The organism is Leucobacter ruminantium (genome assembly GCF_017565705.1).
Taxonomy (GTDB): domain Bacteria; phylum Actinomycetota; class Actinomycetes; order Actinomycetales; family Microbacteriaceae; genus Leucobacter; species Leucobacter ruminantium.
On sequence record NZ_JAGDYL010000017.1, the window covers coordinates 60,633 to 84,665 of the forward strand.

Annotated in this window: 26 protein-coding genes; 13 read left to right on the forward strand and 13 right to left on the reverse strand. The window is 70.5% G+C overall.

The window, feature by feature from the left end:
- Positions 1–65: 65 nt before the first annotated feature.
- From J4H91_RS10190 to J4H91_RS10245, 12 genes are all read right to left on the reverse strand, one after another.
- A complete protein-coding gene (locus tag J4H91_RS10190) occupies positions 66–1,061 on the reverse strand; it encodes an SRPBCC family protein (RefSeq protein ID WP_208046156.1) in 996 nt (331 codons plus the stop codon).
- Positions 1,058–1,303: a hypothetical protein gene (locus J4H91_RS10195; protein ID WP_208046157.1), complete on the reverse strand. Its 246-nt coding sequence runs from the start codon at positions 1,301–1,303 to the stop codon at positions 1,058–1,060. Before J4H91_RS10195 ends, J4H91_RS10190 begins: the two co-directional genes overlap by 4 nt.
- A gap of 236 nt (positions 1,304–1,539) precedes the next feature.
- Positions 1,540–1,734: a DoxX family protein gene (locus tag J4H91_RS15595; protein WP_243752872.1), complete on the reverse strand. Its 195-nt coding sequence runs from the start codon at positions 1,732–1,734 to the stop codon at positions 1,540–1,542.
- On the reverse strand, positions 1,731–2,279 hold the full coding sequence (locus tag J4H91_RS10205) for a TetR/AcrR family transcriptional regulator (RefSeq protein WP_208046158.1): 549 nt from the start codon (positions 2,277–2,279) through the stop codon (positions 1,731–1,733). Before J4H91_RS10205 ends, J4H91_RS15595 begins: the two co-directional genes overlap by 4 nt.
- 216 nt (positions 2,280–2,495) lie before the next feature.
- The gene (locus tag J4H91_RS10210) at positions 2,496–3,035 is read right to left on the reverse strand and encodes a DUF488 family protein (RefSeq protein WP_208046159.1); all 540 of its coding nucleotides are present in this window, start codon (positions 3,033–3,035) and stop codon (positions 2,496–2,498) included.
- Between the two features lie 3 nt (positions 3,036–3,038).
- Entirely contained in the window at positions 3,039–3,251 is a 213-nt protein-coding gene (locus J4H91_RS10215; RefSeq protein ID WP_208046160.1) for an HVA1 family protein, read from the reverse strand.
- On the reverse strand, positions 3,248–3,826 hold the full coding sequence (locus J4H91_RS10220; RefSeq protein ID WP_208046161.1) for an HhH-GPD-type base excision DNA repair protein: 579 nt from the start codon (positions 3,824–3,826) through the stop codon (positions 3,248–3,250). Before J4H91_RS10220 ends, J4H91_RS10215 begins: the two co-directional genes overlap by 4 nt.
- 143 nt (positions 3,827–3,969) lie before the next feature.
- Positions 3,970–4,485 carry a hypothetical protein gene (locus J4H91_RS10225; protein WP_208046162.1) on the reverse strand — a complete coding sequence of 172 codons (516 nt, stop codon included), beginning with the start codon at positions 4,483–4,485 and terminating at the stop codon, positions 3,970–3,972.
- A 28-nt stretch (positions 4,486–4,513) separates the two neighbouring features.
- Positions 4,514–4,969, reverse strand: coding sequence for a globin (locus tag J4H91_RS10230; protein ID WP_424960842.1), 456 nt, complete (start codon positions 4,967–4,969; stop codon positions 4,514–4,516).
- Complete coding sequence (locus J4H91_RS10235; protein ID WP_208046188.1) at positions 4,966–5,880, reverse strand: mechanosensitive ion channel family protein; 915 nt, start codon at positions 5,878–5,880, stop codon at positions 4,966–4,968. Before J4H91_RS10235 ends, J4H91_RS10230 begins: the two co-directional genes overlap by 4 nt.
- A 9-nt stretch (positions 5,881–5,889) precedes the next feature.
- On the reverse strand, positions 5,890–8,472 hold the full coding sequence (gene pepN, locus J4H91_RS10240) for an aminopeptidase N (protein ID WP_208046163.1): 2,583 nt from the start codon (positions 8,470–8,472) through the stop codon (positions 5,890–5,892).
- Between the two features lie 119 nt (positions 8,473–8,591).
- On the reverse strand, positions 8,592–9,482 hold the full coding sequence (locus J4H91_RS10245; RefSeq protein ID WP_208046164.1) for a hypothetical protein: 891 nt from the start codon (positions 9,480–9,482) through the stop codon (positions 8,592–8,594).
- Between the two features lie 135 nt (positions 9,483–9,617).
- Here J4H91_RS10245 and J4H91_RS10250 point away from each other — a divergent pair, with 135 nt between their 5' ends.
- The 5 genes from J4H91_RS10250 (at position 9,618) to J4H91_RS10270 (ending at position 15,782) form a co-directional block, all read left to right on the forward strand.
- Positions 9,618–10,235, forward strand: a complete 618-nt coding sequence (locus tag J4H91_RS10250; protein ID WP_208046165.1) for a mycothiol-dependent nitroreductase Rv2466c family protein — start codon at positions 9,618–9,620, stop codon at positions 10,233–10,235.
- A 163-nt stretch (positions 10,236–10,398) separates the two neighbouring features.
- Positions 10,399–12,969, forward strand: coding sequence for a helix-turn-helix transcriptional regulator (locus J4H91_RS15600; protein ID WP_243752873.1), 2,571 nt, complete (start codon positions 10,399–10,401; stop codon positions 12,967–12,969).
- A complete protein-coding gene (locus J4H91_RS10260; protein ID WP_208046166.1) occupies positions 12,966–14,261 on the forward strand; it encodes an MFS transporter in 1,296 nt (431 codons plus the stop codon). Before J4H91_RS15600 ends, J4H91_RS10260 begins: the two co-directional genes overlap by 4 nt.
- A gap of 10 nt (positions 14,262–14,271) precedes the next feature.
- A complete protein-coding gene (locus J4H91_RS10265; protein WP_208046167.1) occupies positions 14,272–14,763 on the forward strand; it encodes a ribose-5-phosphate isomerase in 492 nt (163 codons plus the stop codon).
- Positions 14,764–14,795: 32 nt separating this feature from the next.
- A complete protein-coding gene (locus J4H91_RS10270) occupies positions 14,796–15,782 on the forward strand; it encodes a DNA-formamidopyrimidine glycosylase family protein (protein WP_208046168.1) in 987 nt (328 codons plus the stop codon).
- Positions 15,783–15,794: 12 nt separating this feature from the next.
- On the opposite strand, the gene J4H91_RS10275 is transcribed toward J4H91_RS10270, so the two are convergent.
- Positions 15,795–17,948 (reverse strand): RecQ family ATP-dependent DNA helicase, encoded by a 2,154-nt coding sequence (locus J4H91_RS10275; protein WP_208046169.1) that lies wholly within the window; start codon positions 17,946–17,948, stop codon positions 15,795–15,797.
- Positions 17,949–18,046: 98 nt separating this feature from the next.
- Between J4H91_RS10275 and J4H91_RS10280 the strand changes: the two genes are divergently transcribed.
- From J4H91_RS10280 to rdgB, 8 genes are all read left to right on the forward strand, one after another.
- Complete coding sequence (locus tag J4H91_RS10280) at positions 18,047–19,096, forward strand: helix-turn-helix transcriptional regulator (RefSeq protein WP_208046170.1); 1,050 nt, start codon at positions 18,047–18,049, stop codon at positions 19,094–19,096.
- Positions 19,093–19,653 carry a dihydrofolate reductase family protein gene (locus J4H91_RS10285; RefSeq protein WP_208046171.1) on the forward strand — a complete coding sequence of 187 codons (561 nt, stop codon included), beginning with the start codon at positions 19,093–19,095 and terminating at the stop codon, positions 19,651–19,653. The genes J4H91_RS10280 and J4H91_RS10285 overlap by 4 nt, the downstream gene beginning before the upstream one ends.
- Before the next feature lie 188 nt (positions 19,654–19,841).
- Positions 19,842–20,189 (forward strand): 50S ribosomal protein L19, encoded by a 348-nt coding sequence (rplS, locus tag J4H91_RS10290; RefSeq protein ID WP_208046172.1) that lies wholly within the window; start codon positions 19,842–19,844, stop codon positions 20,187–20,189.
- Between the two features lie 143 nt (positions 20,190–20,332).
- A complete protein-coding gene (lepB, locus tag J4H91_RS10295; RefSeq protein WP_208046173.1) occupies positions 20,333–21,031 on the forward strand; it encodes a signal peptidase I in 699 nt (232 codons plus the stop codon).
- The gene (locus J4H91_RS10300) at positions 21,024–21,704 is read left to right on the forward strand and encodes a ribonuclease HII (protein ID WP_208046174.1); all 681 of its coding nucleotides are present in this window, start codon (positions 21,024–21,026) and stop codon (positions 21,702–21,704) included. Before lepB ends, J4H91_RS10300 begins: the two co-directional genes overlap by 8 nt.
- Positions 21,691–22,530: a glutamate racemase gene (murI, locus tag J4H91_RS10305; RefSeq protein ID WP_208046175.1), complete on the forward strand. Its 840-nt coding sequence runs from the start codon at positions 21,691–21,693 to the stop codon at positions 22,528–22,530. Before J4H91_RS10300 ends, murI begins: the two co-directional genes overlap by 14 nt.
- A 77-nt stretch (positions 22,531–22,607) precedes the next feature.
- On the forward strand, positions 22,608–23,348 hold the full coding sequence (rph, locus tag J4H91_RS10310) for a ribonuclease PH (protein ID WP_208046176.1): 741 nt from the start codon (positions 22,608–22,610) through the stop codon (positions 23,346–23,348).
- Positions 23,345–23,974 carry an RdgB/HAM1 family non-canonical purine NTP pyrophosphatase gene (gene rdgB, locus J4H91_RS10315; RefSeq protein ID WP_208046177.1) on the forward strand — a complete coding sequence of 210 codons (630 nt, stop codon included), beginning with the start codon at positions 23,345–23,347 and terminating at the stop codon, positions 23,972–23,974. The genes rph and rdgB overlap by 4 nt, the downstream gene beginning before the upstream one ends.
- Positions 23,975–24,033 lie beyond the last annotated feature (59 nt).

Here is a 24,033-nt window from a genome sequence, read left to right on the forward strand (position 1 = left end):
GCGTCGCCGACACCACCCACGGGTCGAATCCGGCGGAGGTCTCGACGAGGGATCCCTCGCCCCGCTCAGCGGAATGCCCGCCCGATCCCTCCTCCGAGTTGCGTCAGCTGCATCCAGATCATGTACCGCATCAGCGGATGCATCAGTCGGCCGAGCGTCTTCAGGCGGCGCGGGCGATCCGGTGACCGCTCCCACGCCAGGAAGAGTCGCAGCTGCGTGCCTCCCGCGGCGGATTCCAGCTCGGCGCGCAGTCGCCGGGCGTTCGCGGCCGGTGCGTCGGGGTACGAGAACCGCCACTCGATCACCCGATCCGCATCGGTCTCGATGAGCTCGACGCGCTGCCTCACGGTCTTCGGGTTGATGCGGATCGCCTTGCCGTCGGGGCGCTGCGCGCGTGTGCGAACCGTCCATGTCGCCCCCGCTTCGGGTGTGCTCGGGGCCTTGTCGACGCCGCCGATGCTCGGCTCCCAGTCGGGCATCCGCGAGGGATCTGCCAGCAGCGCCCACACGGCCTCCGGTGTCGCGGGCACAAACGCCTCGGAGGTGCCCGATATGACGGCGGGCGTCGGGGCCTGCCCGGTCCGATGCTCGGGATAGCGCTCCGCCTCGTCGAGCCGTTCGATGACCGCGTTCGGTGTCGTGCCGAGTCTGCTCAGGATCGCCTCGATCAGGCCGCTCGGTTCGTGCACGAGCGTGCGCAGCACCGCGGCGGCGTCGCTCCGGCCATCGTTCTCGCCCGTGCGTCGGATGACCGCGAGGGCCCGTTCGCTCCAGTCGTACCCGCCGGTCTCGTGGAAGCGGATGCCTCCTGTCGGTGGGGCGTCGACCCGGACGCCGAGCGAGGCGAGTGCGGCGTCGTGCTCGGCGGCCACCGCCTCCCTGGCCGCGTCGAGCGTGATGCCCAGCCCGCGGAGCACCTGTCCGGCCGTGCCCGCGTCGATGGTCAGCGCCAGCAGCAGATGGTCGAGGTCGGCCTCGCGCTGGTCGAGGCGCGACGCCTCTTCCATCGCGGCGACCGTGAGGACGTGCGCGGTCGCGGCTGCGTCGATGAATCTGCTCATCTGCTTCTCCTCGGGATAGGGATCGTCTGGTCGATTCTCTTCGCGTACTTCTTGTGCACCGCCTGCCGGGTGACCCCGAGCGCCTCCGCGATCTCGGGCCACCCCATGCCTGCGCGCAGGGCGGCCTCGACCTGGGCGAGCTCGAGCCGGTCGGTCAGTGTGCGCAGGGCGGCGACGGCGCGCAGACCCGCCCGGGGATCGCGGGTGTCTGCGGCGACTTCAGCAACTTCGGTTGACTCCATGTTGTCAACCTACATTGCTCGATGAATGGTGTCAACTCTGGTTGCTTACCTGGGAAAGTGGATGCGGCACGCTAAGCGAGGTGAGCGAGAACCAGCGTCGCCGTGGCGAACGTCAGCATTCCGAGGCAGTTCACCCAGAACGACGCGGTGAGGAACCTCGCGCGTAGGTGCGCCGCGGCGGCGCACAGGAAGTATGCGACCACGCCCGTGCTGGCTGCGAGCCCTACGCCAGGCACTCAGATGCCGACGATGAGTCCGCTCGCCGCGAGCGTCTTGATGACGATCAACGTCCACCACCACTCGCGCGGAAAGCCCACGCCGTCGAGGCACTCGCGAATGAATCGCGGTGGCCGGAGCGATGCGAGCGCATCTCCGAGCAGCGCGGCGGCGAGTGCTGCCGACAACCACCAGGGGTCTGGAGCGAAGGTCATCGGGCCGGCTCCCGATCCTCGCAGATGGCCGAGATGAGGCGGTGCAGATCGCCGCGCAGCTCTGCGGCATCCTCCGACTCATCGCCGGTCCAGGTGAAGAGGCGGCCGATGTAGGCGAAGTAGATGCTCTCGGCGAGACTCGCGGCTCGTGTCGCGCTCAGTCCCGTTGAGCGCAGCACCCGGGAGATCTCGTTCCTGAGCGCGCCCGCGAGCTCCGTGAAGACGGTCGACTCGTGCTTGCCTGAGACCAGGATCGCCCCGTATGCGCGTGACAGTGCGGGGTGGGCGGTGAAGAGTTCGAGAAAGGGATCGAGCAGCTCGAGCAGCGCTTCGCGGACGGGCGTCGTCCCGTGTTCCGGAACCGGCCTCGACGCGTGGATCTGAGCGATCCGCTGGTCGAAGGCGGCGACCAGGAGGGCCTCCTTATCTCCGACCGACATGACGGTTCCGACGCTGACGCCGCACGCGGTTGCGATGTCGCGCACCGTCGTGGCGGCGAAACCCTTCGTGCGGAACAGCTCGTCTGCGCCGATGAGCACGTTCATGACGGTTTCTCGTCGCTGAGCTTCTCGAGAGGTCAAGGTCGATCCCTTCTAGTGAACGCGTTCAGTGAACGTGTTCATGTTACCAGGGAATCAATCGCGGGGGGTCGCCGGCATTGTGTTCTTGTGGGGGAGAGGCTGGGTTGGCCGGTGCTCGGGAGGGCTGCGCTGGGTGCCGAGAGGCAGCAGGGAGTGGCGCCGGGCGGTCGAGGGGGCGTGTCAGTCGGAGGCCGGGTATGTGACCCCGCCATCCCTCCCGACGACGGCTCCGGCAGACAGCACGGCTGGTTCGGCGCGGTCGGGGCCCAGGATATGCTCCACCTGCTCGCCAGCGGCGAGCAAGTGGTCGGCGATGATGCGTCGGTGGCAGCGCCACCATACCGCCTCCGAGCACATCACCGCCGTGCGGTACGACGCGCATATGCGGCGCAGCTCGCTTAGCGCGTCGGCGAAGCCGCGCGACAGCGCGTGGTCGGCGTAGTTGTGGAAGCTGCGGTTCTGCCACCAGGCGTTGACGTCGAACGGCACCTCTCGGCTCACCGGGCGGCGCCCGGTCAGAGCGTCCCACCTCAGCATCTCGATTCCGCGCTCCGCGAGCGCGGCCGAGAGCCGATTGGCGTCGAACCAGGGGTAGCGGGCCGAGCCGGGCAGCTTGCGCACGTCGACCAGGCGGGTGACCCCGTGCGCCTCGAGGCAGGCGAGGAACTCGCCGAGCTCCCGGTTCGAGTGCCCGACGGTGAAGCAGGGATGCGCGCCCACGGCTCAGTCGATGCGCTGCAGCGCGCTTCCGCGATGAGCGGCGATGTGCTCGGTCGTATCGCTCCGGATCTCGTACTGCGGCTCATCGGGGGAGGCACGGTGCGTGTGCCCCTTGTAATCGAAGTCTTCCGTGTGCACCGCGATGATCCGCCCCGCGACGCGGCCGGCCTCCGAGTTCCAGGTGACCTGGTCTCCGAGCGAGAACCGCTCGCTCACGACCCTGCCGCCCGCTTGGCGGCGGCCTTCGCGGCCCGCTTGGTCTCGCGCACCTTGAGGAGCGTCTCGGGTGACACGATGTCGGCGACGCTGCGGAACGATCCCTCTTCGCCGTAGGCGCCGGCGGCCTCCCGCCAGTCCTCGCCCGAGAAGCCGCACTGCTTGCCGAGCAGCGCGAGGAAGATCCGTGCCTTCTGATCGCCGAAGCCGGGCAGCGCCTTGAGGCGCTTCAGCACGGTCTTGCCGTCGGGGTCGCCCTCGGTCCAGATCGCTGCGGCCTCGCCGTGCCAGTCCTGCACGATGGCCCGGCAGAGTGTCTGCACGCGCTCGGCCATCGAGCCCGGGAAACGGTGCACGGCGGGCGACTGCTTGAATGCCGCGGCGAAGGCCTCGGGGTCGGCCTCCGCGATCGCTTCCGCTTCGACCGGCCCGAAGCGCTGCTCGATCTTCAGTGGACCGGCGAACGCGACTTCCATCGCGACCTGCTGGTCGAGCAGCATGCCGATCAGCAGTGCGAGCGGGTTGTCGGTGAGCAGGCGGTCGGCTTCGGCGTCGTCGGTGAGGTGGAGTGCCATGCGATCCAGTATCGCACTGATGCTCGCATGCGACCCGTCCCGTACAGGTGCATCTGAGGCCTTCCGGATGCCGGCCGATGCCACACAGGGATCTCGGATGCTTCAGCCCCGATAAGCGCCGGTGCAGCGGCTTCGGCCTGCGCTCACCGAGAAGAACGCGCCGCCTCGACCCGCCTCCGCAGCTCGGTGATCGAGGCCGGTTCCCTCGAGGAGAGCCTCCAGCCCGACACCGCATCGAGTGGTACGTAGCAGAAGGACTCCCTCCCGCTCCCGCGGTACGTCACGATCACCTGCATCGCACCGCCCCGACCCATACCAGGCGCGGAGAAGGTCAGGTCGACGATCGAGGCGATCGGCACCTGCGCGCGTCTCCGCCCGACGAGCAGCGCATCGCCGGCGTCGTAGACAAAAGCGGTGTAGCCGAACGATTGGAACCCGATCGCGACCGCTGCGACGGTGCCGATCGCCGCCCAGACCACTGGACCCGACGATATCCCCGACACGGAACCGGTCATCGCGCCAGCCAGCAGAATGCCGAACGACACGGCGAGCAGGCCGGCAGCGAGGCCCCGCGTGATGCAGACGAACTTGAATCCTGAGATGCGCACCGGCACATCCCGGTCGGCCGGGGTCTGCTCGCGCGCACTCAAGACACCCACGCGTCCACTCTAAGGCGGGGAGTCGGCATCACTCGAAGCGGTTGACCATCGCGAGGGCGGCCCGCTCGACGTAGTCGCGGAACGCCGCGTCGTGCATGGGCGGCAGCTCGGCCTCGTCGAGCGCGGCGTGCATGTGGTGCAGCCAGCGGTCGCGCGCGGCCGGCGTGACGGGGAACGGCGCGTGCCGCATGCGCAGCCGCGGGTGCCCGCGCTCCTCGGAGTAGGTGGTGGGCCCGCCCCAGTACTGCTCGAGGAAGGCGCGCAGTCGCCAGATCGCGCCCTCCCAATCGTCTTGCGGGTACATGAAGTTCAGCTCCGGATCCTCGCGCACGCCACGGTAGAACGCCCTCACGATGCGCTCGAAGGTCTCGGTGCCGCCGACCTGCGCCCAGAGGGTGTCGGTGACCGCTGCGCCGTTCTGCTCGGAGCGCAGTGTCAGGCGCGCGGCCGGGGGCGAGGGATCGGGTCCGCGCTGCTCGGTCACGCCGCACCTCCGGGGAATCGGGGCAGCTCCTCGGCGAGCTTGATGCCCGCCTCGTTGAAGTGCCGCATGAGCGAGGCCCGCAGCGCGCGCTGCACGGCCCACTGCGCCTCGGGGCGCGTGCGCACCGCGAGCCGCAGCGTCGCACGGTCGCCGAACGCGCTCTCGACGCCCCAGAGCTCGGGCTCGCCGGTGACCTTGCGCGCCGTGCTCGGTGACTTCAGGAGTTCGCGCGCGGCCTCGAGGGTGACCTCCTCGACCCTGTCGAGGTCGCTGTCGGCGCGCACGGTGATGTCGATGAGCGCGCGGCCCCAGCCCTGCGACGAGTTGCCAAGGGTGAGGATCTCGCCGTTGCGGACGAACCAGAGCGTGCCGTCCATCGCACGCACCTGAGTGACGCGGATCCCCACGTCCTCCACGGTGCCGCTCACCTCTCCGATGGTCACGACATCACCGACGCCGAGCTGGTCCTCGAACACCATGAAGATGCCATTGAGGATGTCCTTGACGAGATTCTGAGCGCCGAAGGCGAGGCCCGCCGCGACGATACCGGCGGAGGTGAGCAGCGCCGCGAGATTGACGCCGAGCTGGCCCAGGATCAGGATCATGGAGATCACGACGATCGTCCAGGTGATGACCACCCGCCCCACCGAGCCGAGAGTCCTCGTGCGCTGCACCGCTCGTGCGTTCACATACGGCGCCGCCTGGATCTCCGACGTCGTGTCGACGTCCTGCGCCTTCTTCACGCCCCGCACGATCTGCGTCACCGTGCGCATGAGCAGCTTCCGAAGCAGCCAGTTCAGCAGGACGGCGACGACGATGATCGCGAGGATCGTCAGCGGCACCTGATAGGTCTGCAGGAAGGTCGTGAACGCATTCGTCACGACCTCCTCCACATCCTCGACCCCTTCCATGCGGCCCACTCAGACCTCCGTTCCGGTCGTCGTCGCGGCTCGATCCGCCTCCTGCGCTCTGAGCGCGCGCTCCACGCCCGCGAGGTGCTCGATCACGAGGCGGCGCAGGGCGGCCGGGGCCTCAGGGTTCGCCTCGAGCCAGGCGCGCGTGGCCTCGGCGAGCGATTCGTTCGCGAGCGGAGAGGGATAGAAGCCGTCGATGAGCTCCTCGGCGATCGCGTAGCTGCGCGACTCCCATACGCGAGTGAGCGAGGCGAAGTACTGCTCGACGAAGGGCGCGAGCAGCTCTCGGTCGGCGGCGCGCAGGAATCCGAGGCCGGTGGCGCGGATGATGAGGTTCGAGGCGCCCGGCTCATCGAACACCGACGCCCACGCGGCCTGCTTGCCCTCCGATGTCGGCAGTGCGGCGCGCGCGTGCGCGGCCGACTGCTCGCCCGACGCGGTGCGATCCTCTGCGAGGGCCTGGGCGATCTCGTCGGCGGTCGAGCGGCCGCCGGCCGCGAGGGCGATGAGCAGTTCCCAGCCGAGATCGGTGTCGATGTCGAGGCCCTCGAGCTGCGTGCGCTCTTCCAGCAGCGCGTTGACGTCGTCGAGCTGCTGCTCGGTCGAGGCGAGCTGCGCGAACACCCTGACGAACTGGAACTGGTTGTCCGAGCCGGGGGCTGCCGCTCTCGCGAGCCGCCAGAGCCTGTCGGCGACGTCGGCGAGGGTCGACTCGCGGCGCTCGGACGCCACGTAGCTCGACGCCGCGAGCGACACCTGCTGCAGCAGCGTGCGCAGGGTCGTCGACGCCGTCTCGCGGTCGATGTGCCGCAGCACGATCTCCACGAAGCGCGAGGCGGGGAACTCTCCGTCTCGGGTCGCGTCCCAGAGCGTGCCCCAGACGAGGGATCGCGGCAGCGAGTCCTCGATGTCGCCGAGGCGCTCGGCCGCGGTCTCGAGCGAGCGCTCATCGAGGCGGATCTTCGCGTAGCTCAGGTCGTCGTCGTTGAGCAGCAGCAGCGCCGGCTGCGCGGCGCCGACGAGCTCGGGCACCTCGGTGCGGGCGCCGTCGATGTCGAGTTCGATGCGGCGCACCCGGCTGAGGGATCCCTCGCCGTCCTCGTAGAGGCCGATCGCGATGCGGTGCGGCCGCAGCGTCGGGTAGTCGGTGTGAGCGGTCTGCTCGATCGTGAAGCTCGTGTAGCGGCCCTCGTCGTCGAGCTCGAAGACGGGGCGCAGCGTGTTGACGCCGGCCGTCTCGAGCCACAGCCGCGACCACTCCGCGAGATCGCGGCCGCTCTGCGCCTCCAGCTCGACGAGCAGGTCGCGCAGCTCGGTGTTGGCGTGGTGATGCTTCGTGAAGTAGTCGTGCACCCCGCGCATGAACGGCTCGCGGCCGACCCAAGCCACCAGCTGCTTGAGCACGGACGCGCCCTTCGCGTAGGTGATGCCGTCGAAGTTGACGAGCACGTCCTCGAGGTCGCGGATCTCGGCGACGATGGGGTGCGTCGAGGGCAGCTGATCCTGCCGGTAGGCCCACGACTTCTCGGATGCGACGAAGGTGGTCCAGCACTCGGTCCACTCGGTGGCCTCGGCGACGGCGAGGGTCGACATATACTCGGCGAACGACTCGTTGAGCCACAGGTCGTTCCACCACCGCATGGTCACGAGGTCGCCGAACCACATGTGCGCGAGCTCGTGCAGGATCGTGACGACGCGGCGTTCGCGCATGGCGTCGGTGACCTGGCTGCGGAAGACGTAGGCCTCGGTGAAGGTGATCGCCCCGGCGTTCTCCATGGCTCCCGCGTTGAACTCGGGCACGAAGAGCTGATCGTACTTGTCGAAGGGGTAGGGGTAGTCGAACTGCTCCTCGAAGAAGGCGAAGCCCTCGCGGGTCTTCTCGAAGACGTAGTCGGCGTCGAGGTGCTCGGCGAGCGAGGAGCGGCAGAACACGCCGAGGGGAATGATGCGCCCGTCGCGGCTCGTGAGCTGCGACCGCTCGACATGGTAGGGCCCGGCGATGAGCGCGGTGATGTAGCTCGACATGACGGGCGTGGGCTCGAACGACCACGTGGCGAGCGCTTCGCCGTCGCGCTCGCCCGCGGGCGAGGGATCCGGCGTCGGCTGGTTGCTCACGACCTGCCAGCGGGCCGGGGCCGTGATCGAGAACGCGAACGTCGCCTTGAGATCGGGCTGCTCGAAGACCGGGAAGACGCGGCGCGAGTCGGGCACCTCGAACTGCGAGTACAGGTAGACCTCGCCGTCGGCGGGGTCCACGAAGCGGTGCAGACCCTCACCCGTGTTGGTGTAGCGCTGCGTCGACACGATCGTCAGCACGTTCTCGACTGCGAGGCCGGGAAGGGAGACGCGGGAGTCGGCGAAGTGCTGCGAGGGATCCAGCTCGGCGCCGTTCAACTCGATGCGCTCGACGGAGTCGGCGATCAGGTCGATGAAGGTCTCGGCGCCCTCGCGCCCGGCGAAGCGCACCGTCGTAAGTGCTGCGAAGGTCTCGGCCCCGGTGGCGAGGTCGAGCGCGATCTCGTAGCTGCGGGTCTTCACGACATCCGCGCGCTCCTGGGCCTCGGCGCGGGTGAGGTTCGTTCCTGGCACTGAATCTCCTTGTGGGCTGGAGGGCGGAGGCGCCGGGGCCGGCACCGTCTGAACGTGAATAGCCTATGCCTGGGAGCTATGACCCCGATGAGCGCCGGCCGGCGGCGGAGGGGCGTCGCCTAGCGCCGTTTTCGACGCTCTCGACCGATCGGAGGGAGTTCGGGAGCGGACGCCGGCATGTTCAGCGCTGCGAGGGCGGGGTGCCTCTCCAGCGCCTCGGGGCCCAGGGCGATCAGCACCGCGTAGACCGAGGCGAGGGGAGCGGCGTCTCCCGTGAGCATGAGGGGTTCGCCCACCTCGAACTGGCAGATCAGCGTACGCACGGCGGTCTCCGGGTAGATCGCGGTGATCCCCTCGAACCAGAAGGAGAGCCACCGCCCGTTCGCATGGACGAGGAAACGGCGATTGGTGATGAGCACTCTCGCGGTCTGGTGCTCTCGCCACTGCGGCGCAGCGGCGAGCGAGGCTCTCCTCGCCGAGGCGGCGTTCGCCGCCGCATTCACGGCGATGGCGGAGAGCACGAAGGCCGGGTGCCCGAAAGCGAAGGAGCTCGTCTGGGTGTACTGTACATCGGCTCCGTAATAGCGGGCGTAGCCGAGCGTGACGTCTTCGAACAGCCGCTCGCCGTTCTGGAGCACGACCTCCCAGCTCTCCCTCGCCTCCGGGACTCGCCCGTCGAGCAGCAGCTGTCGTTGTGCCCCTGCATACCGCCACCACTCGGCGGACCGCTCCTGCCGGTCGATGATGCTGCGTTCGAGCCTCGTATATCTGCCGCGAGACCGCCGCCACCTGCGAAAACAGGACCTCGCACAGGCCGCCGAGATGCACAGCATGACGAACGGCAGAGCGAACTGCACCGCGAGGGAGAGCAGCGTGAGCAGCGCCCAGGTGAGGGACTCCTCGTCGCCTCGAACCGCACGGTCGCTGAGGAAGGCGGTCAGAAACGCCAGGAGCACATAGCTTGCCAGAGCCCCGACGAGCCACAGGATCCAAGCGAGATGGCGGCGCATGCACCGATTCTAAAGGACCGGTCGGTTCGTGAGATGGCGAGGGATCGAGCCGGAAGACCTGCTGCTCGCGACGAGAAGGAACCTGGAGCGACCCCGGGAATGACCGCGGCGCGTCGACGCGAGTAGGGTTGATCCATGAGCATCGAAGCCACCGCAACGTCCCCCGCAGTCGAGTTCTACTTCGATCCGATCTGCCCCTGGTGCTGGATGACCAGCCGCTGGGTGCGCGAGGTCTCCGAGCTTCGGGGCTTCTCCGTGACCTGGAAGCCGATCAGCCTCGCGATCATCAACGAGGGGCGCGACGCCGGGAGCCACGCAGAGGGGCAGCGCCAGGGCAAGCGCATGGGACAGGTCGCTCTCGCCGTCGGCGCTGCGGCGGGCGACGACGCCGTCGGGGAGCTGTACACCGAGCTCGGCAACCGGATCCACCCGGGCGGCCGCACCGACTTCGACGAGATCATCGGCGAGGCGCTCGCCGCCGTCTCGGGGGCGCCGGCCGATGCCGCGGCTGCGGCTGACGATGCCGACGACGCGCAGCTGAGGGAGAACACCTTCCACGCGCTCGAGATCGCCGGCCCCGACGTCGGGGTGCCGATCATCTCGATCGACGGCGTCGCCTTCTTCGGCCCGGTCGTGACGCCGGCGCCGACGGGCGAGCAGGCGCTGCAGCTGTGGGACGGCATCCGCGCAGCGGCCAGCGTGCCCGGATTCTACGAGCTGAAGCGCGGACGGACCGTCGGCCCGCAGTTCTGAGTCCGAGACTTCGAGAGCCGCGCCGATACTGCGCCGCGGCGCCGGCACCGATGGGGAGCCCGGCCGCGAGGGGACGCGGCGAACGGGAGAACAGAGAGTGAGGAGGCTCGGCCGGGCACAGAGGGAGTCCGACGGGCCGAGGGAAATGAAGCACTTCTTTCCGATGAGCCGGCATCGGCTCCTCGACCGGGGCGATCTGATCCGCCGCCTCACCGCGGGCGATCCGGCGCTCGTGGTCCTCTGGGGCGGTGGCGGGTCCGGCAAGTCCGTCGTGGCGGCGCAGCTCGCCGCCGCGATGGGCGACGACGCCCCTGCGTTGTGGGTGCGCGGCGACGGGGGACGCAGGGAGGCGGAGCGCATCTGGGAGGCCGCGCTCGATGCGATGCTCGAGGCCGGGCTGGTCGCCGGGGAGGGCCGGGCGGCGCCGCGGCGTGCGGGGGACGCGCTCGGCGGAGCAGAGCGCGCCCTCGAGGCGTTCTGCGCCGATGCTCCTGACCGGATGGTGCTGGTGATCGACGGCGTCGAAGCCGGGCGGGAGGCAGGCGAGCTCCTCGGGGAGACCCTGTTGCAGGCGCTCACCGCGAAACATGGACTGCGAGTGATCCTCACGACCCGGTCGAGACCTTCTCGTCTGCTCGACCTCGACGCGCGCATGCTGGTGCCGTTGAGGGAGGCGTCTTCGGACGACCTGAGGCTCACGCCGGACGAGATGGACGAGTTGCTCTCGCAGTATCTCCCGGAGGCCTCTTCGGCTGAGCGGGAACGCCTCGGGGCGCTCATTCTGCGCGAGACGGGCGGCTGGCCCATCGCCGCTCACGCAGCCGTCGTGGAGTACGCGGCGAGCGGGCGGCCGCCCTTGGCGACGCGGCGCGAGTTCGTATCCCGCTACGTCGACCGACTGCTGCGCGAAGCCGATGAGACTCGGCATGAGGCGCTCTGCGCGACCGCGCTCTTCGACGAGATCTCCGCGCCCGTTCTCGCGGGAGTGCTCGGCCTCGAAGAGGAACGCGCCGCCGAGCTTCTCGACGGGGAGACCGAGGTGGGAGCCGGGTTCTGGGAGGAAGCAGACGGCACCCGGTGGTATCGTCACCACGACCTCATCCGCGAGGAGCTGCAGTCTCGGGCTGAGACCGAGCTCGGTGAAGGACGGATGCGGGAACTCCATCGGCGTGCGGCGCAAGAGTTCGAGCGCGCGGGGAAGCCGGTGTTCGCCATGCGCGCCGCCCTCCACGCGGAGGCCTGGGAGCTGTTGGAGACGCTGCTGCTCGAGCACGGCGTGCAGCGGGTCGACCGTCGGGCGGAGCACGTCGGATACCGGACGCTGAGCAGCGTCCCGCAGAGGGTTCGCGACCGCTATCCAGTCATCGCGGCGTTCGCCCTGATCGACGAGTACGCTTTTCCGCGCGGGCGCCTCGACGCGTTGCTGAGCGGGCTCAAAGCGCTCGCAGGCCCGAGACTCGCTGCCGAGTCTGCGAAGGCCGGCCCGCCGGGAGCTGTGGCGTCGGCACTGCGGATGGTGGCGGCGCGGCTGAGCGGCAACGAGGATCTCGCGGGCCGGATGGCCGTGCGCTTCGAAGCGGCGCTCGACCAGTTCGATGAGTCCGAGGCCCCGCAGCTGCGCAATGCCATCGCCACGGGGATCGCGCAGGCCGGGTTGACGCACCTTCACGCCGACCGCTTCGATGCCGCAGAGCGTGTGCTGGAGCGTGTCGGCCCGGGGCTCGAGGCGGGCACATCGCCGTCGAGCGCGCATGTTCTCGCACTTCGCGCTCTCGGGGCGGCCTGGCGCGGGACGATGAGCGAGGCGGGCGATGCCATCGAGCGCTGCGAGGCGCGCGAAGCGCCCCACGGATGGCACAGCTCATACGTGGGGGCGGGGTATCGCATCGCCGCCGCGTTGCTCGCCCTCGAAGCCGACGACCTCGGTCTCGCCGAGGAGCATGTCGAAGCGCTTGCCCCGCACGAGGCGACCATCGAGCATTGGCCTTATCTGACCGAGTTGCGGGCACTCATCGCGGAGCGACGCTCCGGTGCGCGAAATGCGCTCGTCGATCTCGACCGGCGGATGGACCGACGGCTGCGTCGATTCTCCGCCCTTCCCGCGCGAAAGCGCGCGCTCTCAGAGCTGCAAGCGCGCCTGCGCTGGCACGCGGGTCTCACGCTGCCTCGTGCCATGGCTCGCCAGCAGTCCCTCGTCGGAGTGTACGCGCTGCTCGCCTCCGAACGCTCAGAAGCTGCCCGCATGCTGCTGGGGACACTGCAGCAGCAGCCCGGACCGGGGGAACGGCCGCGACGGCGGGCAGAGCTGTTGCTGCTGCAGGCGGAGTCGGCGCGACTCGGGGAGGACACCGCGGCGGCGATTCGATTCGGCACACACGCGGTCGAGGTGATGTCGGAGCACGGGTTGCGGACACCCGTTCTCGCGGTCCCGGTGCCGGGCCTCACGGCGCTCACCGACCTGGTTCCCCGACTCGGACCGTTGGCGCTCGCCCGTCCTGTGCCACCGCCCGGCATCGGGGCGCTGACGAAGGCCGAGCGGCGCTCGCTCGTGGCGGTTGCCGAGCACGGGACTGTCGCGGCGGCGGCCGGTTCGCTCTTCTTGAGCAGGGAGACCGTGAAATGGCACCTCGCCCGTGTCTACAGGAAGCTCGGTGTGAGCAGCCGCACCGAGGCCATCCGGGCGGCGGCCGACGCGGGGCTGTTCCCGCAGAAAACGGGCGAGGAAGCAGGGTGAGCGGCGCGGAGTCGCGGCGCACCGCGATCCGCGCCAACGTCGGAAAGCTGCTGCTGCTCGCGGCGCTGACGCCGCCGGTGATCGGCGGTATAGCCGAGCGAGCCTCGCTTCTCGGGGATGCCGACGCGGCCGCCGGCATCGTAGCGGCGACGATCTCGACGGGTGCGGTGTGTGCGGTGATCGGGGCGCTCTGCTTCGGCTGGGCAGCCGATCACGGACCGGATCCCGTCGGCCGCAGATGGCTCTGGGTCCTGCTCGCGGTGCTCATCGGAACCGCTGGGCTGGCTATCGCGATGGTTCCGGCGCTCCCCGCTCTCGTCGGCGGGTGGGCGACCGCGCAGTTCGGATACTCCGGCGCGATGGCACTGCTCCGCACGGTGCTCGCGACCGCGGGTGCCGCGCATCGACGGAGGGGCTCCGTGGTGATGGTGCTGGGCGGGTATCTCGGGATCTTCATCCCCGTGCTGCTGCTCATCGCTCTGCCGCAGGCCGCCTGGGTCATCGGCGGGGCGTTCGCGCTGATCGGACTCGCTTACACGGCTGTGGTCGTGGCCCGTGCCCGCTGGGACCGCGGGGCGATTGCCGGACTCCGCGGTGGTGTCCCGGCTGCGCTCCCACCCGAGTCCGAGCCGCTCGGGGAGCATCGGGGACGGAGCTCCTCCGCGGCCCGCCCTATCGGGATCGGCGCGTGGAGACTGCTCCTGGTGCAGTGCCTCACCTCGATCGTGGTCGCCGCTTTCGTGAGCTATCATCCGCTCGACCTGGAGCAGCGGCTCGACCTGGGCGGGGCGGCGACGGTGCGCGCGAGCGCGCTCGTGGTCGCCGCCGCCCTCGGGGGACTCATCGCTGCCGCTCTCGCGCTCTTCGCCCGTCCCGAGCGACTGCGGAAGTCCCGAGCGCTGCTCATCGGGGCGGCGCTGCTGCTCGCGTGTTCGATCGGGCTGCGCGCGGGGTCGGGATCGCTGCCGCCGGTGGTTCTCGGGGCGCTCCTGAGCGGTGCCGCGGTCGGGGTCGCGAACTCAGTGTTGCTCGCATCGGCGCTCGAGATCGCGCCGGCGGGTCGCGCCGGGCGCTTCATCGGCGCTTTCAGCGCAGCTGGAGCGTTCGGCCAGGTGGCCGGTCCCGTAGTCGGCCTCGCTCTGATGAATGCCGCTCCGCGCGATTTCGCGCCGCTCGAGCTGCTCATGCTGTGCCTCACGGTGGCGCCCCTCGGATGGGCGATCCTGCTGCTCGTGCCGAGCCGGACGGGGGCGGACCACTCGGCAGGCGGAGAGCGCGCCGAACCTCGATAGACTGGCGTTCATGCGTATTCACGTCGCCACAGATCACGCCGGCCTCGAATTCAGTCAGCGACTGCAGCAGCACCTGAGCGAACAGGGGCACGAGGTCATCGACCACGGACCCGAGAGCTACGATGCGCTCGACGACTACCCCTCGTTCTGCATCAACGCCGCGGTCGGCGTCGCGCGCGACGAGCGCGACGGCGTCGAGGCGCTCGGCGTGGTGTTCGGCGGTTCCGGCAACGGCGAGCAGATCTCCGCGAACAAGGTCGAGGGCATCCGTGCGGCCCTCGTGTGGAACGAGTCGACCGCGACGCTCGCGCGCGAGCACAACAACGCCAACGTGATCTCGATCGGCGCCCGCCAGCACGAGGTCGAGGACGCGATCCGCTTCATCGACCTCTTCATCTCCACGCCCTTCCCGGGTGACGAGCGCCACGTGCGCCGCATCGCCCAGCTGCGGGAGTACGAGCGCACCGGCGCGATCGCGGGCAAGCAGGTCGATTCGCTGTAACCGCTCGGACGAGCGGAGAAGAGGAGGGCGTCGTGCCCGAGGGCCATTCCGTCCACCGCATCGCGCGGCAGTTCGGCGCGAACTTCGTGGGCACGGCGCCCTCGGTGACAAGCCCCCAGGGCCGCTTCGCCGCCGGCGCAGCGGTCCTGAACGGTCGCGAGATGCTCGACGCGCGCGCCGTCGGCAAGCAGATGTTCCTCGAGTTCGAGGGCGACGAGTGGCTGCGCGTGCACCTCGGCATCTACGGCGCATGGGACTTCGCGGGCGAGGTGCGGGTGGATCCCTCCATTCAGATCCACGCCACCAAGTTCGGGCGCGGCCGCCTCGGACAGACCGGCATGGCCGGCGTGGTCGACGAGGCCGCAGAGGACTCGGTGACGTCGATCGGGGCCCCGCGCCGCATGCGCATGCGCATGGCGGAGAACGACCGCGAGACCCGCGAAGAGGGCGCCTTTCCGCCCGAGCCCGTCGGGCAGGTGCGGGTGCGACTGCTCAACGAGACGGTGTGCGCCGACCTGCGAGGCCCGACCGCGTGCGAGGTTCTGACACCGGCGGAGGTCGACGCCGTGATCCAGCGGCTCGGCCCCGACCCCGCGAACGCGAACACCGAGGCCGAACGGCAGCGCTTCGTCGAGCGGGCACACAGGAAGAAGACGCCCATCGGGCTCGTGCTCATGGACCAGGCGGTGGTCGCGGGGATCGGCAACGTCTACCGCGCCGAGATGCTGTTCCGCGCGGAGCTCGACCCGCACACCCCGGCCAACACGCTCGACCGCACGGTGCTCGAGGCGCTCTGGGACGACTGGGCGCACCTGCTCGAGATCGGCATCACCGTCGGCCAGATGATCACCATCGACGGGCTCGAGGGCGAGGCCTACCGGAAGGCGCTCGAGCAGCGCGACGAGCGTCACTGGGTGTACAAGCTCGAGGGCACGCCCTGCAAACGCTGCGGAACGAACATCGTGCTGGAGGAGATGGGCAACCGCAAACTCTACTGGTGTCCGGGGTGCCAGCTGTAGGCGGAGCCTCGTTCACCCCACGCTCGCGAGCGCGAAGGGCAGCACCGACGGGGCGCCCGCCCGCAGCAGCAGGCGGGAGGCGACCGTCAGCGTCCACCGGCTGTCGACGAGATCATCGACGAGCAGGATCGGGCCAGGCGCCCGCGCAACGGTCTCGGCGAGCTGCGGCGCCAGGCTGAACCGCTCCCAGACCGATGCCAGACGGAATGCGCTGTTGCCTCCAGGTCCCGCAACGGGAATCGCAGGATCGACGTCGAGCGCGCCGAGCAGGGGCAGGCGCCCGCGCTCTGCGATGGCTGCGGCCGTGCTTGCGACGAGGCGTGGGCGCGTGAGCGAGGGCATGGCGACGACGCCGACGGGACGCTGCTCCCACGGCCAGTCGCGCAGCGTCGCGATGACCCCCTCCAGAAGACGCTCATCGATCTCGCGGTCCCCGGCGCCCGCGGCGAAGATCTCGCGCAGCGGGCCGCCCCAGCCGAGGTCGGTGAGGCGGGCGACCGCTCGACCCTCCTGCGGCCGCTCCTCGGCCGCGATCCGCCCCTTCACCGCGAGCCCGCGCCGATCCGCGCCGGTCGGCCACATGCCGCGCGGCTCGATCGGCACGCCGACGCGCTGCAGTCGGCCCGCGGCGCGCTCCGCGGCGGAGGCAGGAACCTCGGCCGGGTACCAAGGCCCCGCGCAGACGTCGCAGCGCCCGCACGGCGCAGCGCTCGGATCGTCGAGATCGCGCTGCAGCAGTTCCATGCGGCAGCGCCCGCCCCGCTCGTACTCGAGCATCGAGCGCTGCTCGGCCTCCCTCGCCGCCGCGATCCGCGCGTAGCGCTCTGCATCGTACCGCCACAGGGCGCCCGTCGCGACCCACCCGCCCGACACGCGCCGCACGGCACCGTCGACGTCGAGCACCTTGAGCAGCAGTTCGAGCGGGCTGCGCCGGATGTCGACCCGCGCCTCGAGCGCGGGCGTGGAGAGTGGCGGGTCGTCGGGGCCGCCGAGCGCCGCGAGCACCGCGGCCGCCCGCCCGGGATCAGGCATCGAGGCGGTGGCGAAGTAGCGCCAGATCGCCGCGTCCTCAGGCCCGGGCAGCAGCAGCACGTCGGCGTTCGCGGCGCCGCGCCCGGCGCGGCCCACCTGCTGGTAGTAGGCGACCGGGGAGGATGGCGCTCCCAGGTGCACGACGAAGCCCAGGTCGGGCTTGTCGAAGCCCATGCCGAGTGCGCTCGTCGCCACGAGCGCCTTCACCTCGTTCGCCTTGAGCGCGGCCTCGAGCCGCTCGCGCTCCTCGGGGTCCGTGCGCCCCGTGTAGGCGGCGACGGGATAGCCCGCGTCGCGCAGCAGCGCAGCGGTGTCTTCGGCCGCCGACACCGTCAGGGCGTAGACGATCCCACTGCCCGGCAGCTCGCCGAGGTGCGCGACGGGCCACGCCAGCCGCTCGCGGGGCGTCGGCAGCGACAGGCAGCCGAGTCGCAACGATTCGCGGGCGAGGGATCCGCGCAGCGTCAGCACGTCGCGCCCCAGCTGCTCGACCACGTCGTCGACGACGCGGGCGTTCGCCGTCGCGGTCGTCGCGAGCACGGGCACGTCGTGGTCGAGTTCGGCGAGCAGCGTCGCGATGCGCCGGTAGTCGGGGCGGAAGTCGTGGCCCCAATCGGAGATGCAGTGCGCCTCGTCGATCACGAGCAGACCCGTGCGCGCGAGCAGGCCGGGCAACTGCTGCTCGCGGAAGCGCGGGTTGTTCAAACGCTCGGGCGACACCAGCAGCACGTCGACCTCGTCCGCCGCGAGGCGCGCCTCGATCTCATACCACTCCTCCGACGTCGCCGAGTTGATGGCCGCTGCCCTGACGCCGGCGCGCTCCGCGGCCGCGACCTGATCCCTCATCAGCGCGAGCAGGGGAGAGACGAGCAGCGTCGGCCCCGCACCCCGCTGCCGCAGCAGCGCGGTCGCGACGAAGTAGACGGCGGACTTGCCCCAGCCCGTGCGCTGCACCACGAGCGCGCGGCGACGCTCGGCGACGAGCGCGCGGATCGCCTCGAACTGGCCGTCGTGGAACTCCGCGTCGGGGCGGCCCGTGAGCCGACGCAGCAGCCCGGCCGCCTCGCCGTGGAGCGCTCGCTCCGCCTCGCCGCGGACAGCCGCGTCGCGGATGGTCTGCACCTGGGGTTCCATGCTCCCGATGATGGCAGAGGCCACTGACATTCCCGTCGGCGGGCGCACTCGGCAAGATCGGTCATGCGCGTGCGCCGCGCCACGGCCAGACTGGATGCATGACCACCGACCGACGCGACCGGCTGCGCGAGCTGCTCGACGCGGTGCTCGACGAGAACCATCGCGACCTCGAAGACATGGCCGGGGGAGCGCACGCCTCCCGCTTCCACTTCGCCCGCTCGATCTCGCGCGCGGCGGGCGAGAGTCCCGTCGCGATGCGCCGACGGGTGATGCTCGAGCGCGCGGCCTGGCAGCTGCGAGGCGGCGCGAGCGTCACCGAGGCGGCCTGGGGTGCCGGCTACGACTCCGCCGAGGGCTTCAGCCGCGCCTTCGCGCGCGCGTTCGGGCACCCGCCGAGCACGCCCGCCTCGAACCACTGGCTGCCGAGCCCGAACGGGATCCACTTCCACCCGCCCACCTCCCTCTGGGTGCGTGCCGAGGAGCACTCCATGAACCCCCTCACCGAACAGCTCGTGCGGCACGACCTCGACGACACCGCCGTGCTCCTCGCCGCCGCCACGGAGCTCGACGCCGACGCGCTCGCGCGTCCCCACCTTCCGGGCAACATCGTGCTCGAGTGGGACGGCGAGGAGGCGTCGCTCGGGGCGGTGCTCGAGGCGCTCGTGCACGCGAAGGAGGTCTGGCTCGCCGCGATCGAGGGGCTCGACCTGCCGCAGCGCTCCGAGCACCCCGGCGTCGGCGAGCTGCGGGAGCGCCACGAGCGCGTCGCGGGGCGCTGGCTCGCGGCCGTGCGCGACATCGAGCAGCGGGGTGGGTGGAACGACCGCCTCGTCGACGCGCTCTGCGATCCGCCCGAGAGCTTCGTGCTCGGCTCCGTCGTCGCGCACGTCCTCACCTTCGCCGCGCATCGTCGGCAGGTGGCACGCCTCATGCTGCGCCGGGAGGGCATCCGGGTCGACGACGGGGACCCCATCATGTGGCTCCGCAGACTGCGGGGAGAGGCCGAACGGGATGAGGGATCGGCCCCGGAGCGGGAGGGCGATCCCCGTCGGCGCGCCGCTGCCGAAGCCGCTGACGCCGATCCCTCCGAACTCCGCTCACCCGCCGACGCCTACACCGACCAAGCCCACGAAGGAGCACGCCCATGAGCGTCATCTACTACACCGCGACCACCCTCGACGGCTTCCTCGCCGACCCCGACGACTCGCTCGACTGGCTGCTGCGCCAGCCGCAGGATGACGACGGCCCCGGCGACTACGAGCGCTTCATCGAAGGGATCGGTGCGCTCGTCATGGGAGCCACGACGTACGAGTGGATCCTCCGGCACCTCGGGCGGGAGTCGGAGCCCTGGCCCTACGAGATGCCCGCCTGGGTCATGACGCACCGCGACCTTCCGCTGCCGTGGCCGGACGCGGACGTCCGCTTCTCGAGCACTCCCATTCCCGAGGTTCACGCGGAGATGCTCGCCGCGGCGGGCGAGAAGGAGCTGTGGGTCGTGGGCGGCGGCGACCTCGCGGGGCAGTTCGCCGACGCGGGCCTGCTCGACGAGATCCGCACCTCGACCGCGCCGGTCGTGCTCGGGGCCGGCCGGCCTCTCCTGCCGCGCCGCCTCGACCTCGAACTGCTCCAGACCGGCCGCAACGGCGCCTTCGTCACGGCGCGCTACCGTGTCGTCGGCCGGCTGCGCGAGGACCTGGAAGGCTGAGTGAGCGAGCGCGGCGCGCCGGGATCCCTCGCCGTCCGATATCGCCTCAGAACTGTGGCATAATAGATCCTTGTGTCACACGGCGCGACGCTGCCGCGAGGGTTTCGCACAGACCGTGAATGCACACCTATTCTTCACCACACGATTTTCCGCGTTCCGACTTGCGGCGGGCGCAGAGAGAGACTGAAATGCAGAAGCTCGACCACGTCGATGCCGCGTCGCTCAAGAGCGACATCCCCGAGTTCCGCGCCGGCGACACCGTCAAGGTGCACGTGAACATCGTCGAGGGCAACCGCTCGCGCGTCCAGGTGTTCCAGGGCATCGTCATCGCCCGCCACGGCGAGGGCGTCCGCGAGACCTTCACGGTTCGCAAGATCAGCTTCCAGGTGGGTGTCGAGCGCAAGTTCCCGGTGCACTCGCCCGCGATCGACAAGATCGAGGTCGTGTCCCGCGGCGACGTGCGCCGTGCGAAGCTCTACTACCTCCGCGGCCTCACCGGCAAGAAGGCCAAGGTCAAGGAGAAGCGCGAGTTCTGACTCCGCCCGTTCCGCGGGCAGGTCCCGCCGAACCTGTGACGCTCTCAGGCTCCCCTCCGTCAGGGATGGGAGCCTGAGGTGTCTGCGGCCGCATCCGGCCGCCCGTACGAGCGCGCGTGCGCACCCCTGAGACAGGAGCTGTGATGAGTGAAGCCGGAACCCGACGGCGCGGCGGCTTCATCGCCTTCCTCCGCGACCTGGTCATCATCCTGGTCGTCGCGTTCCTGGTCTCGTTCCTGCTGAAGACCTTCCTCGTGCGCAGCTTCTACATCCCGTCGGTGTCGATGGAGCAGACGCTGAAAGTCAACGACCGCATCCTCGTCAACCAGCTCGTGCCCGGGGTCGTGCCCGTGCAGCGCGGCGATATCGTGGTCTTCAAGGATCCGGGCGGATGGCTGCACCCGAGCGGTGCTCCCACCCCGACGGGATTCGAGAAGGTGCTGCAGGCCGTCGGCCTCGCCGCCGACACGAGCAACGACTACGTGGTGAAGCGCGTCATCGGCCTCGGCGGCGACCGTGTCGTGTGCTGCGATGCCGAGGGGCGCATCATGGTCAACGGGGTGCCGCTCGACGAGCCCTACATCGTGATCCCCGAGGGCGAGTCTCGCGCATCGGCGATCGACTTCGACGTCGAGGTTCCCGAGGGATCGATCTGGGTGATGGGCGACAACCGCTATCAGAGCAAGGACTCCCGCTATAACCAGGATCAGCCGGGCAGGGGTTTCGTGCCCGAGGAGGAGATCGTCGGCCGGGCCTTCGTGCTCAACTGGCCGCTGAGCCGCTTCACCTGGCTGGGGCGGCCCGACGGCACCTTCACGGGGGTCGACCAGGCGGGTGAGTGAGTCGAAGGACCCGACCCTCGACCTCGAGCGCGAGCTGCTCGAGGCCGGTTACGCCTGCGTGATCGGTGTCGACGAGGTCGGGCGCGGCGCCATCGCCGGTCCGGTGGCGGTGGGCGTGCACGCCGTGGTCGGGGTCGGAGGAGGCTTCCCGGAGGGGCTGCGCGACTCGAAGCTGCTGAGCGAGAAGCGCCGTGAGGCGATCGCGCCGCACGTGGAGGCGTGGGGCGCGGGCGGCGTCGGCTACGCGAGCGCCGCAGAGATCGACGAGTTCGGGATCACGGCGATGCTCGGGGAGGCCGGGCGGCGGGCCCTGCTGGTGCTGCACGCGGCGGGCATCCCGGTCGAGCGCGCGGCGATCATCGTCGACGGCTCGCACGACTGGCTCACCCCGGCGCTGCGCGCTCCGCTCGACGTGCGCACCCGCGTGGGCGCCGACCGCCTGTGCGCAGGCGTCGCCGCGGCGTCGGTGCGCGCGAAGGTGGCGCGCGATGCGATCATGCGCGCCGCCCACGACGCGCACCCCGGCTATGCCTGGGCCTCCAACAAGGGCTACGGGGCCAGGGCCCACTACGACGGCATCGCCGAGTTCGGGCTGACCGAGCTGCACCGGCGCACCTGGATCGAGCGGGCTGAGAGGCCGCGCGCGATAGGCTGGTCGGGTGAACAGACCTGATCCCTCGCCCGAGGCGCCGATCGGCGTGTTCGACTCGGGCGTCGGCGGTCTCACGGTCGCCCGGGCGATCAGGGATCAGCTGCCGGGGGAGTCGATGATCTACGTCGGCGACACGGCGCGCACCCCCTACGGTCCCCGCCCGATCGCCGAGGTACGCCGCTTCGCGCTCGAGATCCTCGACGACCTCGTGGCTCAGGGCGTGAAGATGCTCGTGATCGCCTGCAACACCGCCTCTGCCGCCGTGCTGCGCGACGCGCGAGAGCGCTACGAGGTGCCCGTCGTCGAGGTGATCGGGCCCACGGTGCGCAGCGCCGCCGCGATCACCCGCAACGGCCGCGTCGGCCTCATCGGCACCGAGGGCACCATCCAGTCGCGGGCCTACGACGACCTGTTCTCGATGCGCCCGGAGATCACGCTCACCTCGGCGGCGTGCCCCCGCTTCGTCGAGCTCGTGGAGGCGGGGCGCACGAGCGGCCCCGAGGTGCTGGCGACGGCGGAGCGGTATCTCGCGCCGCTCGTGGCGCGCGATATCGACACGCTCGTGCTCGGCTGCACCCACTACCCCTTCCTGCGGGGAGCGCTCGGACAGGTCGTGGGCGCCGACGTCGCGCTCGTATCGAGCGACATCGAGACCGCGAACGAGGTGTACCGCGTGCTCACCGAGCGCGAACTCCTGCGCCCGACCGGAGCGGGGGAGCCCGTGGTGCGCTACGAGGCGACGGGTGCCGACACCCGCGGCTTCGTCGATCTCGCGCGCCGCATGCTCGGCATCGGCATCGACGCCGTCGATCGCCTGGAGACCGGCGCGATCCGCCTGCCGGGCTGACCGCGCCGCCGACCCGACCGTCGGGCGATGAACGCAGCGCGATGACCCGCCCGATGACCACCGAAAGAGGAGACGAGATGATCGACCCCACCCGCGCCGACGGGCGCACGCCCGAGCAACTGCGCCCGGTCATGATCGAACGCGGCTGGAGCGCGCAGGCCGAGGGCAGCGCTCTCATCTCGTTCGGCGCCACGCGCGTGCTCTGCACGGCATCGTTCACGCCCGGTGTGCCGCGCTGGCTGATGGGCAAGGGCACGGGCTGGGTCACTGCGGAGTACTCGATGCTGCCGCGCTCGACGAACGAGCGCATGCAGCGCGAGTCGATCAAGGGCAAGGTGGGCGGTCGCACACACGAGATCTCGCGGCTGATCGGTCGGAGCCTCCGCGCCGTCATCGACACGAAGGCGCTCGGGGAGAACACCCTCGTGCTCGACTGCGATGTGCTGCAAGCCGACGGCGGCACCAGGACGGCCTCGATCACCGGCGCCTACGTCGCGCTGGCCGACGCGATCGAGTGGGCTCGGGACGAAGGTCATATCGGCAGGAAGGCGCAGCCGCTGAAGGACAGCGTCGCCGCCGTGTCGGTCGGCATCGTCGGCGGCACGCCCATGACAGACCTCGCCTACGTCGAGGATTCGAGGGCCGAGACCGACATGAATGTGGTCGTCACGGGCTCGGGCGACTTCGTGGAGGTGCAGGGCACCGCCGAGGGCGCGCCGTTCTGCCGTGACGAGCTCGACGCGCTGCTCGACCTGGCGCTGGGCTCGGCCGCAGAGCTGCGCGAGATCCAGCGTGCGGCGCTGGGAGGCGCGCGATGACTGCGGGCGGCGGGTCGGGCCTGCAGAGCGCGGCACCGGTGCGGGTCGTGCTCGCATCGCACAACGCGCACAAGCTCGAGGAGCTGCGGCGCATCCTCGGTCCGCTGATCCCGGGAGTCGAGCTCATCGGCTATGACGGCCCGGAGCCCGTCGAGAACGGTCTGAGCTTCGAGGAGAACGCGCTCATCAAGGCGCGCGCCGCCGCGGCTCACACGGGACTGCCCGCGATCGCCGACGACTCCGGCATCGCAGTCGACGTGCTGGGAGGCAGCCCGGGCATCTTCTCGGCGCGCTGGGGAGGCCCCGCCCGCGACGACCGCGCGAACGTCGACCTGCTGCTGTGGCAGCTCACCGACGTCGCGGACGCGCACCGCGCCGGGAGCTTCGTGTGCGCAGCGGCGCTCGCGCTCCCGGACGGAGACGAGATCGCGGTGCGGGGTGTCTGGGAGGGCCGCATCCTCCGCGAGCCCCGCGGGGCGGGCGGCTTCGGCTACGACCCCGTGTTCCAGCCGACGGGGGAGACGCGCTCGGCCGCGGAGCTCACGGCCGCGGAGAAGGATGCCGCTTCGCACCGCACGCGGGCCTTCACGGCCCTCGCGCCCGAGATCCTGGCGCGCGTAGTCTGAGTTCCGAACTCCTCCGACCGCATTGACGCCCTCGAAGGGCGGGAGATCGGGCCGAGAGG